Raw genomic sequence first — 20,696 nt, 5'->3', positions numbered from 1 at the left:
TGGCTTCGAGGTTCTGCCCCGCAGATGGGTCGTCGAGCGGACCTTCGCATGGCTTGGCCGCTGCCGCCGTCTGGCAAGGGATTGGGAAAGAACAGTCGAGAGCGCCGAGGCATGGCTGCTCATCGCCCACATCCGTCGCCTCACCCGCCTCATCGCAAGAACCTGAAATCATTCAGACCATTATGAATCGGACTCTCAGACCGGCATATGGCCGGAGACTGAGCCGCTTTCATTGACTTTCGCTGCCGAATGATCCGCCGTGGCGGCAGCTTGGGTCTGCGGTTCATCGCATCGGAGAACCCCTGGCCAATCCAGGGGTCGGAGGATGGTACACAAGCCGCGCAGTCGCCGTGGATGGTAGGTTGCCTTGCGTTCGGATTCCTGGCGGTCGGTCGGCTCGCACCCTCTGTGCGGGAACTCGCCCGCAACGGATCGGGGACGAATGGTTGAAAGGCCTGCAGCGCGGACCCTCGCATCCTCGTCGGTGCGGGTGGTGCCGCGACACAAGGGACCCACCGCACCGGGCCGTCATTAGCCAAAGCGGTTCGGTCCCGGGTCGCCGCGGGTGCACAGGAACACCAGCATGACGATGAAATAGACCAGCACGCCAATGCCCAGAAGGGCGGCACCCGCGCCTGCTCCGGCAAGGCCGCCTGTCGCCCCCATCAGCCCGATCAGAAAGCCCCCGCCCATCAGGGCCAGCCAGAACCCTCCGATCCACCAGCCCGAACGGTTGATGTCATGCAACCGCCGCCAGCCCACCGCCAGCATGGGCAGCAGCAGCGCCAGATTGGTAAGGGTGTTGAGGGGGCTGAACTCATCCTCCCATCCGGTGCCGAACAGGACCGCATCCAGAACCGCCGCAACAAGGCCCGCCAGCACCGTGAACAGGAAGAAATACCAGTATTCCGACCGGCTGGCCCGTCCCGAGAAGGCGATGTAGTTACCAAGGCAGACCCGGATCGCTTCGGAGAACCCGCGGGCAGGGGCATGGATATAGAGCCCGTCCAGCCCGGTGGTGGGCTCTGGCTGAGGGCTGCGGCGCTGGCCCGCGCGGGGCAGGTCGGCCAGGCCGGGCAGTGGAGGGGGCGCATCGGGGGAGAAATGGGTGCTGGCGGGTTCCCAGCCGTCCATTCCCTCCTGCCAGACAAGGGTGCGGCGGCTCAGGACGCCCTCGGAAATCAGGGCTGCGATCTCGGCTGCGGCGACGGGGCCGACGCGGTTGCCGTCAAGAACGTAATACCAGGGCGTGTCGGTCAATTCAGGGCTCCGAAAAGTTATGACGCAAGGGTCCGGCACCGGTGCGCCACCGTCAAGCCCGCGTTGGCGCTAACCTGCGCCGGGGCGCTTTTGCGGCCACAGCGCGTTGTCCCCGGCGCCGTGCTGCGCTATCTGGCGGGCATGGCGGGACAGCTTCACCTTATCAAGCTTTGCGTCGGCGCCGAGAGCGTCGAGGATCTGATCACCTGGCAGGGCACGCGCCGGGCCCTGGGGGCTGACGGGCTGCCGGTGCATGTGACCCGCATGTGGCCGAAACGGGCCGAGGAACTGCTGGCGGGCGGGTCGCTTTACTGGGTGATCAAGGGCGCGGTGCAGGCGCGGCAGCGGCTGGTGCGGCTGGACGAATGGATCGGCGCCGACGGGGTGCGGCGCTGCGCCATTGTGCTGGACCCTGCGATCATCCGCACCCGCGCCGCCCTGCGCCGCCCCTTCCAGGGCTGGCGCTACCTTCCCGCGGCCGAGGCCCCCGCCGATCTGCCCAGCCCGCGCAAGGGCGATGACACCCTGCCACCGGAACTGGACGCGGCGCTGTCCGACCTGGGTCTGCGCTGAGCGGCCCGCCAAGGCTGGCGTGCCGATGGACGGACGGCCTTCAGCACCGGGACACCCCGCGCCCGGCCGGATGTCTCCGCCGGGCGCGATTGGGGGCGGGTGCGCAGCCCGCCCGGGGTCAGGCCTTGCCCTTGTAGATGTCCACCAGCTTGCCCAGCATGTCCAGCGCATCCTCTCGCGTGCGCTGGAAGCTGTTGCGCCCGATGATGGAGCCGTTGCCGCCGCCGTCACGGATGGCGCGGGCGTCATCATAGACGGAATCGGTGCCCTTCTTGGCCCCGCCGGAAAACACCACGATCCGGCGGCCGTTGAAGCTGGCCTCCATGCAGTGCTTCACCCGCGCGGCCTGGGTGGCGATGTCGATGCCCTGCGCCTCATAGACCTTCTTGGCCTCAGGCAGCATCAGATGATCGGTCGAGAGCTTGATCTTGATGACATGCGCGCCCAGCAGGGCGGCGATCTGGGCGGCATAGGCGGCCACGTCGATGCCCGTCTCGCCGTCCTTGGTCACGGCTTCGCCGCGCGGATAGGACCAGATCACGGTGGCCACGCCCTTGGCGGCGGCCTCCTCGCGCATGGCGCTGATTTCCTCGAACATGTCCAGCGCGCAATCGCTGCCGGGATAAATGGTGAAGCCGATGGCCGAACAGCCCAGCCGCAGTGCATCATCCACCGAGCCGGTGATCGCCTGGTTCTTGCCCGCCGTGTCGGACATCAGCGAATTGGCGCTGTTGACCTTCAGGATGGTGGGGATCTGCCCGGCGAAGGTATCGGCCCCGGCCTCGATCATGCCCAGCGGCGCGGCATAGGCGTTCAGCCCCGCATCCAGCGCCAGTTGGTAATGATAATGCGGGTCATAGGCGGCGGGGTTGGGGGCAAAGCTGCGTGCGGGGCCGTGTTCGAACCCCTGGTCCACCGGCAGGATGATCATCTTGCCGGTCCCGCCCAGCTTGCCCTGCATCAGCATGCGGCACAGTTGCGCCTTCACCCCGGGGGTTTCGCCTTCGTAATGGGACAGGATTTTCCGGACGGTGCGGGTCGCGCGCATGGGGCATCTCTCCTTGGTTCTGGTTGCGCACAGGATTACGCCGCACAATCGCGCAAAACAATGGCGGTTGCGCTCACATCGGCGCTGATAACGCTATCGCCGTTGCGCGGCACCGGTCAGTCCCGCGAATGGGTCAGCAGCGGCGCGTCCGATGCCCCGGCCGAGCCGCGCCCCGAAAGCGAAGGGTTCTCCATGAAGAAGCGGTGGCAGTTGAAGGCCTCGGGGTCGTTCGGCACGCGGGCGGCGCGGGCTTCGGGGTGCAGCACCCAGCTTTGCGCCACATCGGCCAGGTTTGCGGCCATGATCTGTTCGACGATCTGGGTCTTGACCGTGGGGTTGTGGATTTCCACCAGCGTTTCCACCCGGCGCACCAGATTGCGGCCCATCCAGTCGGCCGAGCTCATGAACACCCGCGCCTGGTCCGACGGAAGCCCGTGCCCGTTGCCGAAACAGACGATGCGCGAATGTTCCAGATAGCGCCCGACGATGGATTTGATGCGGATGTTCTCGGACAGGCCGCGCACGCCGGGGCGCAGGCCGTTGATCCCGCGGATCACCAGGCTGATCTTCACTCCGGCCTGGCTGGCGGCATAAAGCGCGTCGATCACCTCGGCATCGATGAGCGAGTTCATCTTGGCCCAGATCGCCGCCGGGCGCCCGGCGCGGGCGTGGTCGGCTTCGGCCGCGATCCACTCCAGCAGGCGCGGCTTCAGCGACAGCGGTGCGATCGACAGGTTTTCCAGCACCTCGGGTTCGGCATAGCCGGACAGGTAGTTGAACACCCGCGCGGCATCGCGCCCCAGCGCCGGATCGCAGGTGAACAGGCTCAGGTCCGTGTAGATGCGCGCGGTGATGGGGTGGTAATTGCCGGTGCCCCAATGGGTATAGGTGACCAGCCGCTTGCCCTCACGCCGGACCACGGCGCTGATCTTGGCATGGGTCTTCAGGTCGATGAACCCATAGACCACATGCGCGCCCGCGCGTTCCAGCCGCCGCGACTGGCGGATGTTGGCGGCCTCGTCGAAGCGGGCCTTCAACTCCACGAAGGCGGTGACGGATTTTCCCGCCTCGGCGGCCTCGCACAGGGCGGCGACGATGGGGCTTTCGCGTGAGGTGCGGTAGAGCGTCTGCTTGATGGCCAGCACATCGGGGTCGCGGGCGGCCTGTTCCAGAAAGCGCACCACCATGTCGAAGGTCTCATAGGGGTGGTGCAGCAGCATGTCCTTTTGCCGGATGGCGGCGAACATGTCGCCTTCGTGGTCCTGAACGCGTTCGGGCACGCGCGGGGTGAAGCCGGGCCATTGCAGGTCCCGGCGGCTGTCCAGCATCAGTTCGCTGAGCGTCGAAATGCGCATGAGGCCATTGATCTCGACCACCTCATCGGCGGCGACGTGCAATTCGCGCATGACCAGTTCGCGCAAAGGGGCAGGGGCGCCGGCGGTGATCTTCATGCGCACCACCTCGCCGCGGCGGCGGCGCTTCAGCGCGATCTCGAATTCGCGCACCAGGTCCTCGGCCTCTTCCTCCAGTTCCAGGTCGCTGTCGCGCAGCACGGTGAAGGCGCAGGAATCCACCAGCCGGTAGCCTGGGAACAGGCTGGACAGCTCGGCCAGCAGCAGTTCCTCCAGCGGCAGGAAACGGTCACAAGCGCCGTCGGGGGGCAGCGGCAGGAAACGGTTGATCTGATGCGGCACCGGCAGCAGCGCCTTGCGCCGCCGTCCCGTGGCTTCATGTTCCAGCCGCAGCGCCAGACAGAAGCCGGTATTCGGGATGAAGGGGAACGGATGCGCCGGGTCGATCGCCAGGGGCGAGAGCACCGGAAAGATGTTTTCCAGGAAATGCGCCTGCAGGGCGGGGCGGTCCGTTTCGGTCAGGTCCGCGCGGGTCAGGATGGCGATGCCGTTTTCGCCCAGTTCATCGCGCAGGGCACGCCAGATCGCCTGCTGGCGGTCCATAAGCGCGCGGGCGTCTTCGTTGATCACCACCATCTGTTCCGCAGGCGTGCGCCCATCGGCCGAAGGCGTGGTGTTCCCTTCGCGCGCCAGTTCGCGCAGACCGGCCACCCGCACGGTATAGAACTCATCCAGATTGGCGGCCGAGATCGACAGGAACCGCACCCGTTCCAGCAAGGGCACGCGCGGGTTGGTCGCTTCCTCCAGCACACGCCAGTTGAATTCCAGCCAGGACAATTCGCGGTTGAAGAAGCGCCCCGGTCCGGTGGGGTCGAAATCCGGCAGGGTAACGGGTTCGGGGAAAGGGGCGTGCAGAAAGTCAGCCTGTGGCACGGAAAACTGTTCGGAATTCATGGTGGCAACCTTACATGACATGCCATGAAGATGCGTCGTTGCTTCGATCTGCGCAAGGGTTGCGCCCGGCGATTGCCCATGGAACGCCGCACGGCGACGAGGCGTTGCCCATGGCCCGGACAGAAGTCAGGACCCTTGCCGTGATGTTCCCGATCCGTGACCACAACCCCTCGCGCCGCGTGCCCTTTGTCACCTGGTCGCTGATCGGCCTGAATGTGCTGGTGTTCCTGTGGTACTGGGGCCAGTTGCCGGACCCGCGCGCGCTGGCGCTGTTCTTTCAGCAATGGGGCATGGTGCCCGCGCGGCTGAGCGCGGGCGAGGGGGCGGCCACCCTGGTGACCCATCAGTTCCTGCATGCGGGCTATCTGCATCTGGGGATGAATATGCTCTTCCTGTATATCTTTGGTGACAACATGGAGGATGAATGGGGCCATCTGCGGTTTCTGGGGTTCTATCTGGCCTGTGGGGTGGCGGCGGCGGGGCTGCAGTACATGGCCGCGCCGGGGTCGATGATCCCGATGGTGGGCGCCTCGGGTGCGGTGGCGGGGGTGCTGGGGGGCTATGTGCTGATGTTTCCCCGCGCGCGGGTGGATATATTCATCTTTCTGATCGTCATCATCCGCATCCTGCCCTTTCCGGCCTGGTTCGTGCTGGGGCTGTGGTTCCTGCTGCAACTTCTGGGCGGGGTGTCGGCGCCGGTGGATGCGGGCGGGGTGGCCTATTGGGCCCATGCGGGCGGCTTTGCCGCCGGGGCGTTGCTGACCTTGCCGCTATGGCTGTTGCGCGGGGGGCCGCGCTTCTGGAGGCGCACCAGCGGCGCGCCGCCCCATCCCGGGACCAGCTATCGCCTGGGCCGCAGCCATGTCCCGCGCACCGGGCGGCGGCGCAATGCCCCGCCGCGGGGGCCGTGGTCGCGCTGAAGGGGCGATCCGGCCTTGTGTCAGGCAGCGGCTCTGCCTTACCCCGGGCGGCGCGGGTATTGTCGATTGATCGGTGACGGTTATTTGCGCATAGTCGCGCAAACGGGCGGGGTTCGCGGATGAGTGTCGAGCAGTTTGTCGAGCGCTACGGACCGCTCTTTCTGATCAACCTGCCGGCGCGCAGGGACCGGCGCGCAGAGTTCGAGGCCGAGCTTGCGCGCCTGGGCCTGTCATTCCAGCACCCGCAGATCACGCTGTTTCCGGCCGTTCGCCCCACAACGGCCGAAGGGTTTCCCACCCTTGGCGCGCGGGGCTGTTTCCTCAGCCACAAGGGTGCGCTCGAAGCGGCAATGGCCGCGAATTGCGCCTCGGTCATCATTTGTGAGGACGATCTTGATTTCGCCGCCGATTTTCGGGACCGCCTGCCGGGGGTCATGGCCGCGTTGGAGCGCACCGAATGGGATATCTTCTATGCGGGCTATACATCCGGGCCGGTGGGCAAGTCGATCTGTGAGGATGCCGGGCTGTTCGCCCTGCCGCCCGAACATGAAGTGATCTGCGCGCATTTCTACATCGTGAAGGGGCGTGCAATTGCGCTTCTGTGCGCATTTCTGGAAACGGTTCTGTCGCGCCCGGCGGGGCATCCGAACGGCGGTCCGATGCATTATGACGGCGCGCTCAATACCTTGCGCGCCCAGAACCCCGATCTGGTGACGCTTGCCATCTTGCCGACCCTCGGCACGCAACGGCCCTCGGCCACGGATATTCACGCACTGAAATGGTTTGACCGGACACCGGTTATCCGCAGCTGCGTTGCCATTCTGCGCCGGTTGCGGCGCTGACGGCGGGCATATCCGTCTGGCGGCACTCAGCATCCTGCGCCTTCCGTCCAGCGTGGCGCGGCCTGCAGGCCGTCCAGCACCGGCTTGAGGTGCCTTGCTGCCAGCATGACCAGCATCCCCGGCGCATCGAATTCCAGCGCCACCCGCGATGCCGAGACTTCGTTCGAGGTGCCGATCACCCCCGCAGGGCTGAATGCCAGCCCGGCAATCGGCCAGCGCAGCCCTTCGGACCCCCCGCGCACCGGCGCCATGGGGAACAGCGACAGCCGCGCCCCCACGGTCAGGTCCAGCGCCAGGCGGGGCGGGGCGGCAAAGCACAGATCGCCGCCGCCAAGCAGGATGCAGCGGCGGTCCGGGAACCGGGCCAGGGTGCTGAAGCCCGCCAGCGTGTGATCCAGCCGTGCGCCGGTGAACCCCAGCGCCAGGATCCAGGGCGCGCGAATCACCGACAGGCATTTGTCGAAATCGGTGCTGTCCTGATCGCCGATCCGGTGCAGCCGCCCCGCGTCCAGCCTTGCGCGCGCGGCGGCTGACAGCGAATCAAGATCGCCCACCACCGCATCGGGCACATGCCCCAGCGCCAGCGCCCGGTCGGCGCCGCCGTCGGCGGCCACCAGATGTGGCGCCATCGTCAGCGCCCGGCGCAGATCCCGCGCGCTGCAGCTGCCCGCCCCCAGCAAGGTCACGGGATTGCCGGTTTCCACAATCACGCGCATGGTGCTAGGCTTCTCAATTGTGGCAGACAAGGGCTGGCGGGGCCATATTCAGATCACCAAATGACCAACATATCTTCATTCAATGGCACATCCTGGCGGTATCGTTAAGCATGTGAGGCAACGAAAGCGAGCGCAAGATGGTTAGTCCAAGCAAGATCCTGACCGTGTCCTATGGCACGTTCTCCTGCACGCTGGAAGGGTTTGACCAGCCGTTTTCCACCATGCAGGCGATTGCCGAATATTTCCGTGATCTGGCGGCCGAGGACCGCTATTTCGGCGCCGAACCGCCGACACCGGATGCCGAGATGCTCCACCGCATCGCCGAGCGCGAGATCAAGCGCCGGGTCGAGGCGCGGGTTCAGGACAACGGTATCCTGTTGCGCCCGCAGGAAACACCCTCGGCCCTGTCCGAGGGTCTTTCCGTGACCGGGCTGGCCCCGGCGGCGGGGATTTCCTCGACCGCGCTGGCTGCCGCCAGCGCCGCAGCACCCGGACGCGCCGCGCAGCGGGAAGCGGCCCCCGAAGATGCAGCCCCCAGAGATGCGGCCCCCGAAGCGGTATCCGAACCGGCCCCCGAACCGGCTCCCGTGACCGCCACGCCCGAGGACACGCCAGCGCCCCAGCCGGTGACCAGCGCGCCGGTCCTGCCCGCGCGCCCTGCGCGGGGGGATGCGACCGACAAGCTGGAGCGCATCCGCGCTGCCGTCGCCAATGCCCGCGCCGATGAACAGGCCGCCACCCGCGCCCCCGCCGTGTCCGAGGCCACCGCCGCCGGGCTGGCCGCAGGCGCGGCCTTTGCCGTTCCGGGCGGGGTGGACGGTGCCTCTGCGCCGACCCTGGACTGGCACCCGCCCGCTCCGGCCGCCGATGATGCGGCGCCGCAGACGCCCCGGCCCACCGTGATACCCGAAAGCGTGATCCCCGAGACCGTGGCCCCCGAAACCGTGATCCCCGAATCGGTATCCGAATCGGCCCCCGAGCCGCAAGCGGTTGCCGAACCGGCGCCGGATACGGAGACGGCTTTCGCGCCGCCCCCTTCCGCCGCACAGCCGCCCGAAGACCCCTTCGCCGCGCTGGAGCTGGATCAGGACGACCTGCAACAGGAAGAGATGGAGCAGGAAACCGCCGAGCTGGAGTTGGAGCTGGAGCTGGACACGGCGCAGGACACGGCGCCCGAGCCCGATCTCGGCAATCTCTTTGCCGACGCCGAAGTTGAAGCAGACTCCGGGTCTGAAGCCGAGGCCGCAGCGGAAGCCGCGCCCGAGGCCGACAGCCAGCCCTCCGAAACCCTGCTCGAAACCCTGATCGAAACCCAGGCCGAAACCGACATCGAGACCGAGGCCGACGCCCCGGCCGAAACCCCGGCAAAGCTGGTGGTGCCCACGCTGAGCGAAATCCGGAATGCGGTGCGCAACACGCTGGGCCGGACAGGGCTGAGCGTGGCGTCCGAGAAGGAGCTGATCGACGATCTGGCCGAGGTGGAGATGGAAGCCGCCACAATGCGCGCCCGGGAACGCCGTGCCGCATCGCTGGATGGCTCGGATTCGGATGAGGCGATGGACCGTCTGCTGGCCAAGGCCGACACGCAGATGCAGGATGCAGAGTCGCAGCGCAACCGTTCGACCTTTGAACACCTTCGCGCCGCCGTGACCGCCGCCCGGGCCGAGGAAGCCGTGGTCGGCCCGCACCGCCCCGAGGTCGAGGAAGAGCGCCAGAAGCAGCGCTTCCGCATGGACCTGGCCGAGAACGCGCCCATGGGCGTGGCCGCGCTGCAGCCTGCAACCCCGCGCACGGCCCAGGACTTTGCCGCACCGCGCAGGGTCGTCGCCGACGAAAGCACTGCGCAAGACGTGGCGCCCGAAGATGAGGGCACCATGAACAAGGTCACTGCCGCCCTTCGCAGCGATACCCACGGCCTGGCCGATGAGGGCGAGGATGTCGCCGAGACCCCCATGGCAGCCGCCCCGGCGCCAGCGGCTGCACGCAATGACGATCTGCCCGACGAAGGCCCCGAAGACACCGACACCTACCCCGCCGATGCTTCGGCCCAGACGCCGACGGTGCAGCGCATCGCCCCGGCCCCCACACGCCCCCTGCGCCCGACGGCCCGGTCCGAGCGCACCGCCCGCCCGCGCCCGGGTGGCAGCGGCCAGCCGCCGCTGATGCTGGTCTCCGAACAGCGTGTGGACGGCGCGACTTCGGGGGCTCCGGTGACCCCGGTGCGTCCGCGCGCCGCCGCTGCTGCCCTGGTGGCACAGGATGCGGGTGGGTTCCTGCGTTTCCTGGGCGAAACCGGCGCACAGGATCTGGAAGGTGCGATCGAAGCCGCCGCCGCATATCTGACCCAGGTCGAAGGCATGGCTGAATTCAGCCGTGCGCAGGTGATGACCCTGGTGCGGGAAACGGAGATCGGCGGCAATGCCAGCCGCGAAGATGCCATGCGCGCGCTGGGCGTCCTTCTGCGTCAGGGCCGGATCGACCGCGCCGGGCGCGGCACCTTTGTTCTGGCCGATGATTCGGCCGCACTGATGCAGGCGCGCCAGAACGCGGGCTGATCCTGCCGCGCAACCGCGCTGAACCCCAGATCGCCGTCGCATCCCCTGCGGCGGCGATTGTCATTTGGCCCGCGCAGCCGCGCAGCACTGCGCGGGCAGGGCAGGGCGCGCTATTGCAGGTCGGCAAAGGCGCGCTGCAACCGCGCGCAGGCGTCCTGCACCACGCTGCGCGGCGCGGCGAGGTTGAAGCGCAGGCAGCTTTCGCCCCCGGTGCCGAAGGTGGTGCCGTGGTTCGCGGCGATCCCGGCGCCCTGTTCAACGCGGGCGGTGAACTCCTGCCGCGTCATGCCGGTATCGCTGAAATCGACCCAGGCCAGATAGGTCGCCTCCAGCGACATCGAGCGCAGGCCGGGAATGGCGGCGATGGCCTCATCGAACAGGCGGCGGTTGCCGTCCAGATAGGCGCAAAGCGCATCCACCCAGTCCGCGCCGCGCGCATCATAGGCCGCCGTGACCCCGTGCAGCCCCAGCGAATTCGGAGAAATCCCCAGCGCCGCCATCACCCCCGCGAACCGCTTGCGCAGCCCCGCATCTGGGATGATCACATTGCCCACATGCAGCCCGGCCATGTTGAAGGTCTTTGAGGCGGCGGTCAGCATCACCAGCCGGTCCAGGCATTCGGGCGCGGCCAGCGGCATGGGGGTGTGGCGGTGGCCGGGCATGACCAGATCATGGTGGATCTCGTCCGACACCAGCAGCAGATCGTGGCGCGCGGCAAAGGCAGCCATGGCGCGCAATTCCTCGCCGCTCCAGACACGGCCGCCGGGATTGTGCGGCGAACACAGGATCACCATACGCTCGGCCCCGGTCATGGTGGCATCGGCGGCGTCGAAATCCAACTCATAGCGGCCATCGCGGATCACCATGGGGCATTCGACCACGCGCCGGCCCGCAGCCTCGATCACCCGGGCAAAGGCGTGATAGACGGGGGTGAACAGCACCACCCCGTCGCCGGGGTCGGTAAATGCCTGCAGGCACAGCGCCGTGCCGTTGACCAGCCCATGCGTGGTGAAGATATGGGCGGGGTCCACGGTCCAGCCGTGGCGATGCTCCATCCACCAGCAGATCGCCGCCAGATAGGCGCGGTCATCGCCGAAATAGCCGAACACACCGTGATCGACGGCGGCGCGCAGGGCCTCGGTCACATGATCGGGGGCGGCGAAATCCATATCCGCCACCCACATGGGCAGGCCCTCCGCCGGGTCCACCCCATAGCGGGCGGCCATCATGTCCCATTTCATGCTGTGGCTGCCGCGGCGGTCGATGATCCGGTCGAAATCCATGTGCTGTCCTCTTTGTTTGCGCCAGACTTGCCGCCCCGCGTGGCGGCTGCAAGCGGAAAATGCCGCCACCGGCGCAGTGCCCGATTGCGCGGGGCCGGGGCTTGGCCTAAATCAGCGCCATGACCAAGCGAGCGATCCTGATCCACCCCGACCCGCGCCTGAAAAAGGCCTGTGACCCCGTGGCCGAGGTCACGCCCGACATCCGCGCCCTGGCCGAGGACATGCTGGAAACCATGTATGATGCCCCCGGCGTGGGTCTGGCCGCGCCGCAGGTGGGGGTGCTCAAGCGGATCTTCGTCATGGATTGCGTGAAGGAGGAGGACGCCGCCCCCCGCCCCATGGTGCTGATCAACCCGGAAATCGCCTGGGCCTCGGATGAAAAAGCCACCTATGAGGAGGGCTGCCTGTCCATCCCCGAGCAATACGCCGAAGTCACCCGGCCCGAGCGTGTTCGGATGCGCTGGACGGATCTGGATGGCGCCGCGCAGGAGGAAGAGTTCGACGGCCTCTGGGCCACATGCGCCCAGCATGAGCTGGACCACCTGAACGGGCGGCTGTTCATCGATCATCTGGGCCCGATCAAGCGCCAGATGATCACCCGGCGCATGGTCAAGCTGAAGCGCGAACGCGCGCGCGAAGGCTAGGGCCGTGGCGCGCCTGCCCATCCTGCGCCACCCCAACCCGGTGCTGCGCCGCGTGGCCCTGCCGGTGGAGGATGTGGCCACCATCCGCGCCCTGGCCGCTGACATGCTGGACACCATGTATGCCGCGCCGGGCCGGGGACTGGCCGGGCCGCAGGTGGGCGTGCTGCGGCGCATCTTCGTCATGGACCCCGGCTGGAAGGAGGGCGCGCGCGATCCCTTCGTCTGCATCAACCCGGAAATCCTGGGCGCCTCGGGGCGGACCGAGGCAGGGGTCGAGGGCTGCCTGTCCATCCCCGGCCTGCCGCTGGAGGTCGAACGCCCGGCCGAGATCACCCTGCGCTGGACGGATGCCGAAGGCACCGAACACACCCGCAACCTGGACGGCGCCGCCGCGCGCTGCGCCCAGCATGAGCTGGATCACCTGAACGGGCGGCTGATCCTGGACCTGCTGGACGAACCTGCCCGCCAGGCGGCGGCGCAGCGGCTGATCGCCATGGGCTGCGGCTGAGGCCTCGCGATGATCCGCCGCTGCATCCCCTGGCCGGACAAGTGCCTGCGCACCCCCGCCGCCCCGGTCGCGGCCATCACCGATGACATCCGCGCGCTCTGGGCCGATATGATCGACACCATGGAGGCCATGCCGGGCGTGGGCCTTGCCGCGCCGCAGATCGGCGTGGGGCTGCGGCTGGCGGTGGTGGATGCTTCGGAAACGCGGGGGAGGGCGGTGCGCATGGCCAATCCGCAGGTGCTCCACGCCAGCGGCCAGTTGCGCGCGCATGAGGAAGCCAGCCCCAACCTGCCCGGAGTCAGCGCCGTGATCCGCCGCCCCCGCGCGGTGACGGTGCGCTTCCTCAACGCCGAGGGCGCGCTGGAGGAGCGTGATTTCGTCAGCCTCTGGGCGACCAGCGTGCAGCATCAGATCGACCATCTGGAGGGACGGATGTATTTCGACCGCCTCAGCCGCCTGAAGCGCGACATGCTGCTGCGCAAGGCTCGGCGCGGGTGAGGGTGGCTCGACTTTCCGCATCAGCGCCCCTAGCTGTGGGGCAAAGGCAACCGATGGAGGACCCCATGCCCCGCAAGGCCAAGGCAATCGCACTCAACACCCCCGCCGACCGCTGGAAACAGGCGGGCGCCGCCGCGCTGCCCATCGCGGGGCTGGCGGTCATGGCGCTGTCGGCCTCGGCGCTGGCCGCGCTGGCCTCGGCCTTCCCCGAGGCTGCGGCCCAGTGCGACCCGCGCGGGGTGGATTTCGGCTGCGGCCATGGGTTCGGCTGCGCCTGCCACATGCTGCCCGCGGACGGGCCAAAGCTTGACTGACCGGGGCGCGGGCAGCGGGGGGCGGTGGCCATGCGGGTGATCTTCATGGGCACGCCGGCGTTTTCCGTTCCGGCGCTGGAGGCCGTGGCCGCCGCGCATGAGGTCGCCGCCGTCTACACCCAGCCCCCGCGCCCGGCGGGGCGGGGCAAGGGCAAGCGCCCCTCCCCGGTGCATCAGCGGGCCCAGGAACTGGGCCTGCAGGTCTGGCACCCGATCACCCTGCGCCATGGCATGATTGAGAATGATTTCATCGCCTTGCAGGCCGATGTTGCGGTGGTCGTGGCCTATGGGCTGATCCTGCCGCGGCTGATCCTGAAAGCGCCGCGCCACGGGTGCCTGAACATCCATGCCTCGCTCCTGCCGCGCTGGCGCGGGGCGGCGCCGATTCACCGCGCGGTGCAGGCGGGCGACACCGAAACCGGCATCTGCATCATGGCGATGGAGGAAGGGCTGGACACCGGTCCCGTCCTGCTGCGCCGCACCACCCCCATCGGCGCGCAGGACACCACCGGCGATCTGCATGACCGTCTGGCCGCAATGGGGGCCGAGGCGATTGTCGAGGCCCTTGCGCGCCTGCCCGATCTGACCCCCCAGCCGCAGCCCGAAACCGGCGTCACCTATGCCGACAAGATCGACAAGGCCGAGGCCCGCATCGACTGGACCCGTCCGGCGCAGCAGGTGGACCGCCAGATCCGCGCGCTTTCACCCTTTCCCGGCGCCTGGTGCGAGACCCCGGGCGGGCGGCTGAAGCTGCTGCGTTCGGCTCTGGCCGAGGGCACGGGCGCGCCGGGCACGGTTCTGGACGCCGGGCGCGGACGGCTGGTGGTGGCCTGCGGCACCGGCGCGGTCGAGGTGACCGAGGCCCAGCGCGCGGGCAAACGCCCCATGGCGGCGGCGGAATTGCTGCTGGGGCTGGCGCTGGAACCGGGGGCGCGGCTGACATGAGCGCCCCTGACATGACCGCCCCTGACGCTGGCGTTGTCTATGTCGCGCGCGGGGCGGGCTATCTGGATCTGGCCGTGGCCTCGGCCCGCACTCTGCGCGCGCAGCATGATGCCCTGCCCATCGACCTTTACACCGACCAGCCCGCGCCCGGAGGGCTGTTCGATCAGGTCCACCCCCTGCCGCCCGAAGGCCAGCGCGACAAGATCGCCTGCATGGCCCGCAGCCGCTTTGACCGGACCCTGTTTCTGGATTGCGATACGCTGGTGCTGGCGCCGCTGGCCGATCTGTTCCGGCTGCTCGACCGGTTCGATCTGGCGGTGGCCCATGATGTGCGCCGGGCCTCGCGCCTGATCCGCCAGGGCGACCGATACCAGCTGCCTTATGCCTTTCCGCAGTTCAACACCGGGGTGCTGCTCTATCGCCACTCTTCGGCCATGGCCGCATTCTTCGACGCCTGGGGCGCGGCCTGGGTGGCGCAGGGCGGCGGGCGTGACCAGCCCGCCTTCCGCGACCTGCTGTGGGACAGCGACCTGCGCTACCATGTGCTGGCGCCGGAATACAACATGCGCCGCCTGACGGTGCTGGACGCGGCCGAACCGGCGGATCTGGTGCCGGTGATCCTTCATTCCCACCGGCTGCTGCAGCATCTGCGCCAGCCCGGCGCACCCCGCGTGCAGGACCTGGCCACCCTGCTGGAGCTGGAGCGCGCCGCCCTGGCGCAGGAATGGGCCGCCCATGGCCGCGCCGTGCCCATCCCGGCGGGCGAGGACCCGGCCGAGCGCTTCCGCGCCAGCGACGAAGGCGCGCCCTGACGGCGCAACGCTTGCACCCCCGGCGAAAGCGCGGGATACCCGGGGGCAGGGGCCCTTGCCCGAAACCGTCCAGGATCCGCACCATGGCATTTGAAAACTGGGACGAATTGCGCACCGCCTATCACGTTGCCCGCGCCGGCACCGTCAGCGGCGCGGCCGAGGCGCTGGGCGTCCATCACGCCACCGTCATCCGCCATGTGGACGCGCTGGAGCAACGCCTGGGCGTGAAGCTCTTCCAGCGCCACGCCCGCGGCTACACCCCGACCGAGGCCGGCACCATGCTGATGAAGGTCGGCCAGACCACGGATGAGCAATTCGCCCAGCTGGCCGCGCGGCTGACGGGCGGCGGCGATGCGATGACAGGCGATCTGACCGTGACCTCGCTGCCGCTGCTGGCACCGATGCTGATGCCCGCGCTTGCCGCGTTGCGCCGGGCCCATCCCGGCCTGCGCCTGCATTACCTGACCGATACCCGCGTCCTGCGCCTGGAATACGGCGAGGCCCATGTCGCCATCCGCGCCGGGGCCCGCCCGCAGGAACCCGATAACGTGGTCCAGCCGCTCTGCACCCGGCAAGTGGCGCTTTACGGCGCGCCCGCCTATCTGGACCGTCACGGCCGCCCCGAAACCGAAGCCCAGCTTGCGGCCCATGCTTTCGTGCGCACCGAAATGCGCGCGCCGTTCTCGGTCTGGCTGTCCGGCGTGGTGCCCGACAGCACCACCGCCATCACCGTGACCGCCCCCGAAGACAAGCTCGCCGCCCTGCGCGCGGGCCTGGGCCTCGGCTTCGTCTTTGCCGATGAAGCCCCGCCGGATCTGGAGCAGGTGCTGCCGCCGCGCCCGGACTGGGCGGTGCCACTGTGGCTGGTCACCCATATGGACCTGCACCGAACTCCGAAAGTGCAGGCCACGATCAAGGCGATCAAGGCCGTCCTGCGGTGACGCGGCGGATGCCACCGGCCGCCCGCGGGCACCTGGCGATGCTGGGGTTCTCGGCTCTCGTGGCGGGATCCTTCAGCCTCGGAGCACTGGTCGCCAATGACCTTGCCCCCACGGTCCTGAACGCCGTGCGCTTTGCCATCGCTGCCGGGGTGCTTCTGGTGCTGGTGGCGCTTGGTCCGGGCTTTCGGCGTGCCCATGTCCTGGCGCCATGGCGCTACCTGCTGCTGGGCGGAACCTTTTCCATTTATTTCGCCTTGATGTTCGAAGGACTGAAGACCGCGCCCCCGGTTTCGGCAGGCGCCATCTTTACGCTGACCCCGCTCATCACCGCCGGCTTCGCCTGGCTGCTGTTGCGCCAGGGCATGACGCCACGCATGGTGCTGGCACTGGCCATTGGCGCGGCCGGGGCCCTCTGGGTCATCTTCCGCGCCGACCTCGGCGCAGTGCTGAGCTTTGATCCGGGGCGTGGCGAGGCAATCTATTTCACCGGCTGCATCGCCCATGCCCTCTTCATCCCGATGCTGCGCAAGCTCCACCGCGGCGAACCCGCATTGGTGGTCACAACATATGTCAACCTCGCCTGCTGCCTCGTGCTTGGGCTGGCGGGTCTGCGCCCGCTGCTTGAAACCGACTGGACCGCACTCCCCACCCTGGTCTGGTGGACCATCCTCTACACCGCCATTTTCGCCAGCGCAGTCACCTTCTTCCTGCTGCAATACGCAGCCCAGGTCCTGCCGTCCTCCAAGGTAATGGCCTATACCTACCTGACCCCCAGCTGGATCATCCTGTGGGAACTGGCGCTGGGCCACGGCCTGCCCACCGCACTGGTCCTGCCCGGCATCGGCCTCAGCATCATCGCCCTTGCGCTGCTGCTCAAGGATGAAGCGCCGCCCCCGGCCCCGGCCACGGGTTGATTCCGCGCGCCCCTGCCCGGCGCGCCCGGGCCGCATCTCCCGCCCACCCACCCCGATGCGGCCCGGGCGCGAACTTGTTGCAGCGCCTGCCTCTTTCATCCTTGCGCAAATATCCCGGGGGAGTCCCCGCGCCCCGCGGGGACGGGGGCAGCGCCCCCCACCGCACGCAGTGCCAGACGGCTTGCGCGCGTTTCGCGCGCTCCGCCTTTCGACTGGCCGGAGGCGTTCCGAAACTCTGGCGTTTTCCGCATCCCTTTGCGATACCACCGCCATGCGCCCTCTGTCTCCGCTTCCGGTTGATGCCATCCTCCCCGCCCTGCGTGCAGCGCTTCTGCACCACGGGCGTGCCGTGCTTCAGGCCCCGCCGGGGGCGGGCAAGACCACCCGCGTTCCGCTTGCGCTTCTGCCCGATATCCACGGCCGGATCATCCTGCTCGAGCCCCGCCGCCTGGCGGCGCGTGCTGCGGCGGAGCACATGGCCGCGCTGCTGGGTGAGCCGCCGGGTGAGCGCGTCGGCTACCGGATCCGGGGCGAGGCCGCCGTTTCGGCCCGCACCCGGATCGAGGTCGTCACCGAAGGCATCCTGACGCGGATGCTCCAGTCCGACCCTGACCTTCCCGGCGTCGGCGCCATTATCTTCGATGAATTCCACGAACGCTCGCTTCAGGCCGACCTGGGCCTGGCCCTGGCGTGGGAGGCCCGCGCCATCCTGCGCCCGGACCTGCAGTTGCTGGTCATGTCGGCCACGCTCGAAGCCGCCCCCGTCGCCGCCCTGATGGAGGACGCGCCGGTCCTCACCGCCGAAGGCCGCGCCTATCCGGTCGAGACCCGCTGGCTGGACCGCCCCCAACCGCCCGGCCAGCGCCTTGATGCCGCGGCGTCCGCCCTCATCACCGATGCGCTTGTCAGCACCAGCGGCGGCCTGCTGGCCTTCTTGCCCGGCGAGGGCGAGATTCGCCGAGTCGCCACCCGCCTGCAAGGCGCGCTCCCTGCCGATACGCATCTCCACATGCTCTTCGGCGCCATGCCGCTGCGCGACCAGCGCGCCGCCATCGCTCCGGCGGCGCAGGGGCGCAAGCTGGTGCTGGCCACGGCTATTGCCGAAACCTCGCTGACGATCGAGGATATCCGCGTTGTGGTCGATTGCGGCCGGGCGCGGCGGGCGCGGTTTGATCCGGGCTCGGGCATGTCGCGGCTGGTCACCGAACCGGTCAGCCGGGCCGAGGCTGACCAGCGCCGGGGCCGGGCGGGGCGGGTGGCGCCGGGCGTTTGTTTCCGCATGTGGGCGCGCGCGCAGGAAGGTGCGCTGCCCGCGTTCCCCCCGGCCGAGATCGAGGCTGCCGATCTGGCGGGGCTTGCGCTGGACCTTGCCGCATGGGGCGGGGGGGATGCGCTGCGCTTCCTCACCCCGCCGCCCGCCGCCGCCCTGGCCGAGGCCCGCGCGCTGCTGCAGATGTTGGGCGCGCTGGACCACGCAGGGCGGATCACCCCCCATGGGCAGGCCATGGCCAGGCTGCCCCTGCATCCGCGGCTGGCGCATATGCTGTTGCAGGGCGGGGCCCCCGCCGCCGATCTGGCCGCCCTTCTGGCCGGGCGTGACCCGCTGCGCGGCAGCGCCCCCGTGGATCTGGACCTGCGGCTGTCCGCGCTGCGCGATCCGCGCGGCTTTGCCGACCGCCACCCCTGGACTGCCGACCGCGGCGCCATCGAAACCGCCCGAACCGAAGCGCAGCGCCTGCGCCGCGTCATCCGCGGCGCTGCCCGACCCGCCGAGCCACTGCCCCCCGGTGCCCTTGCGGCGCTGGCCTATCCGGACCGCATCGGCCTGCGCCGCAAGGGCGAGGCGCCGCGCTATCTGCTCAGTGGCGGGCGGGGCGCCGCGCTGCCGCCCGATGACCCGCTTGCCAATGCCCGCCTGATCGTTGCCACCGACCTGGACGGCGCCGGGCGCGAGGCCCGCATCCGCCAGGCCGCCACCCTGACCGAATCCACCCTGCGCGACCTTTACGCCGAGCGTATCCACTGGGCCGATCATTGCGCCTGGTCCCGCCGTCACCGCCGGGTCGAGGCCCGCCAGCAGGAGCGCCTGGGCGCGCTGGTGCTGCAGGACCGCATCTGGCATGACGCCCCGCCCGAGGCCATCGCCGCCGCCGCCGCCGAAGGGGTGCGCGACCTGGGCCTGCCGCTCTCGGACCCTGCGCGGCGCCTGATGGCGCGGGTGGCGCTGCTGCACGGGCAGGGCTGCGATCTGCCGGACATGTCCGAACCCGCGCTGCTGGAGCGCGTGGACGACTGGCTCGCCCCCTGGCTGGGCACCTGCCGCGATGCTGACAGCCTCCGCGCGCTGGACCTGCTGCCTGCGCTGCAGGCCATGCTGGACCATGACCAGCGCCAGCTTCTGGACCGTCTGGCGCCGGCGCAGTTCACCACCCCGCTGGGCCATCGCCTGCCCATCGACTACAGCGAAGCCACCCCCGCGATCGAGGTCCGCGTGCAGGAGCTGTTCGGCGTCACCACCCACCCCTGTGTTGGCCCCGACCGCCAGCCGCTGAAGATCACGCTTCTGTCGCCCGCCCGCCGTCCGGTGCAGGTGACCATGGATCTGCCGGGGTTCTGGGCCTCCAGCTATGCCGAGGTCCGCAAGGACATGCGCGCCCGCTACCCCCGCCACCCCTGGCCCGAAGACCCCACCCAGGCCGACCCCACCCTGCGTGCCAAGCCCCGTGGGCGCTGACATGCGCCAATATCACCGATGTCCCGCACCCGTCGCATGGGGCGCTTTTTGCCTCCTCGAAACTCATGCCCCGGCGGCGCAGATCCGGCCCGGGACATCAGGCGCAAGAGGCTGACCATGACGTCCCGAACCTGCCTTGAAACCACGGTCCTCAAGAACCCTGCCGTAAACGCAGTCTGGCAGGGGTGGCACCACTTGCAGCTTCCGCAATGCTGGTTGGTCGCAGGGTGCCTGGCGCAGACGGTGTGGAACGCGCGCTTCGGACTGCCCGGCATGCACGGCATCTCGGATATCGACCTGATATACTTCGATCCGACCGACCTGAGCCTATCCGGCGAGCAGGCCCATGCAGAGCGGATACGGGCGCTGTTTCCGGACCTTGGCATCTGGATGGACGTCAAGAACGAAGCGCGTGTCCACCTCTGGTATGCGGCGCGGTTCGGCTTTCAGATCAGGCCCTACAGCTCCGCCGTCGATGCAATCGATACCTTTCCGACAACCGCCACCACCATCGGTATGCGACCCGGGCCGCATGGGTGCGAGATCCATGCAACCTTTGGGCTGGGCGATCTGTTCGCCGGTGTGGTGCGGCCCAACAAGCGCCTGATCACGCGCGGGATATACGAGGCGAAAGTGGCGAAATGGCGGGTCCACTGGCCTGATCTGCGTGTCGTCGGCTGGGATGCGGGATAGCGATTGCCCGTCGCGCGGCGACCGCGCGGTCCGCCAGAGGGATCATCCCATCCGCCGCCATCCGGACAACCGGTGACACAGGCGCCCTGTGGTGCCCGCGGACCGAAGGCGGCGCGTTTCGGCAAATCGGCGCGCATGGCGGATTCGCCCCGTGCCGATGGTTGAGATCATGCCCGCGCGATGCTATTTT

Annotated in this window: 20 protein-coding genes; 15 read left to right on the top strand and 5 right to left on the bottom strand. The window is 68.8% G+C overall.

All coding sequences use genetic code 11. From position 1 onward, the window contains the following. A partial coding sequence (locus HUK65_RS06490) for a transposase (RefSeq protein WP_179905333.1) occupies nt 1–166 on the top strand: 166 nt, incomplete at its 5' end. Nucleotides 167–531: 365 nt separating this feature from the next. On the opposite strand, the gene HUK65_RS06485 is transcribed toward HUK65_RS06490, so the two are convergent. Continuing rightward, a complete protein-coding gene (locus HUK65_RS06485) occupies nt 532–1,260 on the bottom strand; it encodes a DUF805 domain-containing protein (protein ID WP_179905332.1) in 729 nt (242 codons plus the stop codon). 141 nt (nt 1,261–1,401) lie between these two features. On the opposite strand from HUK65_RS06485, the gene HUK65_RS06480 reads away from it, so the two are divergent. Next, complete coding sequence (locus HUK65_RS06480; RefSeq protein WP_179905341.1) at nt 1,402–1,833, top strand: DUF1489 family protein; 432 nt, start codon at nt 1,402–1,404, stop codon at nt 1,831–1,833. 118 nt (nt 1,834–1,951) lie between these two features. Here HUK65_RS06480 and HUK65_RS06475 read toward each other — a convergent pair whose 3' ends face one another. Together HUK65_RS06475 and HUK65_RS06470 are read right to left on the bottom strand one after the other, a co-directional pair. Further along, nucleotides 1,952–2,881: a class I fructose-bisphosphate aldolase gene (locus tag HUK65_RS06475; RefSeq protein WP_179905331.1), complete on the bottom strand. Its 930-nt coding sequence runs from the start codon at nt 2,879–2,881 to the stop codon at nt 1,952–1,954. Between the two features lie 116 nt (nt 2,882–2,997). After that, entirely contained in the window at nt 2,998–5,166 is a 2,169-nt protein-coding gene (locus HUK65_RS06470) for an RNA degradosome polyphosphate kinase (protein ID WP_179905340.1), read from the bottom strand. A 164-nt stretch (nt 5,167–5,330) separates the two neighbouring features. Here HUK65_RS06470 and HUK65_RS06465 point away from each other — a divergent pair, with 164 nt between their 5' ends. Next, the gene (locus HUK65_RS06465; protein ID WP_179905339.1) at nt 5,331–6,107 is read left to right on the top strand and encodes a rhomboid family intramembrane serine protease; all 777 of its coding nucleotides are present in this window, start codon (nt 5,331–5,333) and stop codon (nt 6,105–6,107) included. Nucleotides 6,108–6,226: 119 nt separating this feature from the next. Beyond that, nucleotides 6,227–6,949 (top strand): glycosyltransferase family 25 protein, encoded by a 723-nt coding sequence (locus HUK65_RS06460; RefSeq protein ID WP_179905330.1) that lies wholly within the window; start codon nt 6,227–6,229, stop codon nt 6,947–6,949. A gap of 26 nt (nt 6,950–6,975) precedes the next feature. Here HUK65_RS06460 and HUK65_RS06455 read toward each other — a convergent pair whose 3' ends face one another. Further along, nucleotides 6,976–7,665 carry a thiamine diphosphokinase gene (locus tag HUK65_RS06455; RefSeq protein ID WP_179905329.1) on the bottom strand — a complete coding sequence of 230 codons (690 nt, stop codon included), beginning with the start codon at nt 7,663–7,665 and terminating at the stop codon, nt 6,976–6,978. A 137-nt stretch (nt 7,666–7,802) separates the two neighbouring features. On the opposite strand from HUK65_RS06455, the gene HUK65_RS06450 reads away from it, so the two are divergent. After that, nucleotides 7,803–10,220, top strand: a complete 2,418-nt coding sequence (locus HUK65_RS06450) for a hypothetical protein (RefSeq protein WP_179905328.1) — start codon at nt 7,803–7,805, stop codon at nt 10,218–10,220. 110 nt (nt 10,221–10,330) lie between these two features. Here the strand turns inward: HUK65_RS06450 and HUK65_RS06445 are convergent, their stop codons facing one another. After that, complete coding sequence (locus HUK65_RS06445; RefSeq protein WP_179905327.1) at nt 10,331–11,503, bottom strand: MalY/PatB family protein; 1,173 nt, start codon at nt 11,501–11,503, stop codon at nt 10,331–10,333. A gap of 119 nt (nt 11,504–11,622) precedes the next feature. On the opposite strand from HUK65_RS06445, the gene def (HUK65_RS06440) reads away from it, so the two are divergent. The 10 genes from def (HUK65_RS06440) (at nt 11,623) to HUK65_RS06395 (ending at nt 20,506) form a co-directional block, all read left to right on the top strand. Further along, the gene (gene def / locus HUK65_RS06440; RefSeq protein WP_179905326.1) at nt 11,623–12,147 is read left to right on the top strand and encodes a peptide deformylase; all 525 of its coding nucleotides are present in this window, start codon (nt 11,623–11,625) and stop codon (nt 12,145–12,147) included. Nucleotides 12,148–12,151: 4 nt separating this feature from the next. Then, nucleotides 12,152–12,655, top strand: coding sequence for a peptide deformylase (gene def / locus HUK65_RS06435; protein WP_179905325.1), 504 nt, complete (start codon nt 12,152–12,154; stop codon nt 12,653–12,655). 9 nt (nt 12,656–12,664) lie between these two features. After that, entirely contained in the window at nt 12,665–13,153 is a 489-nt protein-coding gene (gene def / locus HUK65_RS06430; protein ID WP_179905324.1) for a peptide deformylase, read from the top strand. A gap of 65 nt (nt 13,154–13,218) precedes the next feature. Next, entirely contained in the window at nt 13,219–13,467 is a 249-nt protein-coding gene (locus HUK65_RS06425) for a hypothetical protein (protein WP_179905323.1), read from the top strand. A 30-nt stretch (nt 13,468–13,497) separates the two neighbouring features. Continuing rightward, nucleotides 13,498–14,412, top strand: coding sequence for a methionyl-tRNA formyltransferase (fmt, locus tag HUK65_RS06420; RefSeq protein WP_179905322.1), 915 nt, complete (start codon nt 13,498–13,500; stop codon nt 14,410–14,412). Next, complete coding sequence (locus HUK65_RS18995; RefSeq protein ID WP_268839299.1) at nt 14,409–15,224, top strand: putative nucleotide-diphospho-sugar transferase; 816 nt, start codon at nt 14,409–14,411, stop codon at nt 15,222–15,224. Before fmt ends, HUK65_RS18995 begins: the two co-directional genes overlap by 4 nt. 83 nt (nt 15,225–15,307) lie before the next feature. Continuing rightward, nucleotides 15,308–16,165, top strand: coding sequence for a LysR family transcriptional regulator (locus tag HUK65_RS06410; protein WP_179905321.1), 858 nt, complete (start codon nt 15,308–15,310; stop codon nt 16,163–16,165). Between the two features lie 8 nt (nt 16,166–16,173). Continuing rightward, nucleotides 16,174–17,079: a DMT family transporter gene (locus HUK65_RS06405; RefSeq protein ID WP_179905320.1), complete on the top strand. Its 906-nt coding sequence runs from the start codon at nt 16,174–16,176 to the stop codon at nt 17,077–17,079. A gap of 271 nt (nt 17,080–17,350) precedes the next feature. Continuing rightward, complete coding sequence (hrpB, locus tag HUK65_RS06400; RefSeq protein WP_179905319.1) at nt 17,351–19,813, top strand: ATP-dependent helicase HrpB; 2,463 nt, start codon at nt 17,351–17,353, stop codon at nt 19,811–19,813. Between the two features lie 117 nt (nt 19,814–19,930). After that, entirely contained in the window at nt 19,931–20,506 is a 576-nt protein-coding gene (locus HUK65_RS06395) for a nucleotidyltransferase family protein (protein ID WP_179905318.1), read from the top strand. Nucleotides 20,507–20,696 lie beyond the last annotated feature (190 nt).

Source organism: Rhabdonatronobacter sediminivivens (genome assembly GCF_013415485.1).
Taxonomy (GTDB): Bacteria; Pseudomonadota; Alphaproteobacteria; order Rhodobacterales; family Rhodobacteraceae; genus Rhabdonatronobacter; species Rhabdonatronobacter sediminivivens.
The sequence above is the reverse complement of the archived record's forward strand: the minus strand, read 5'-3'. Positions and strand labels throughout refer to the sequence as shown.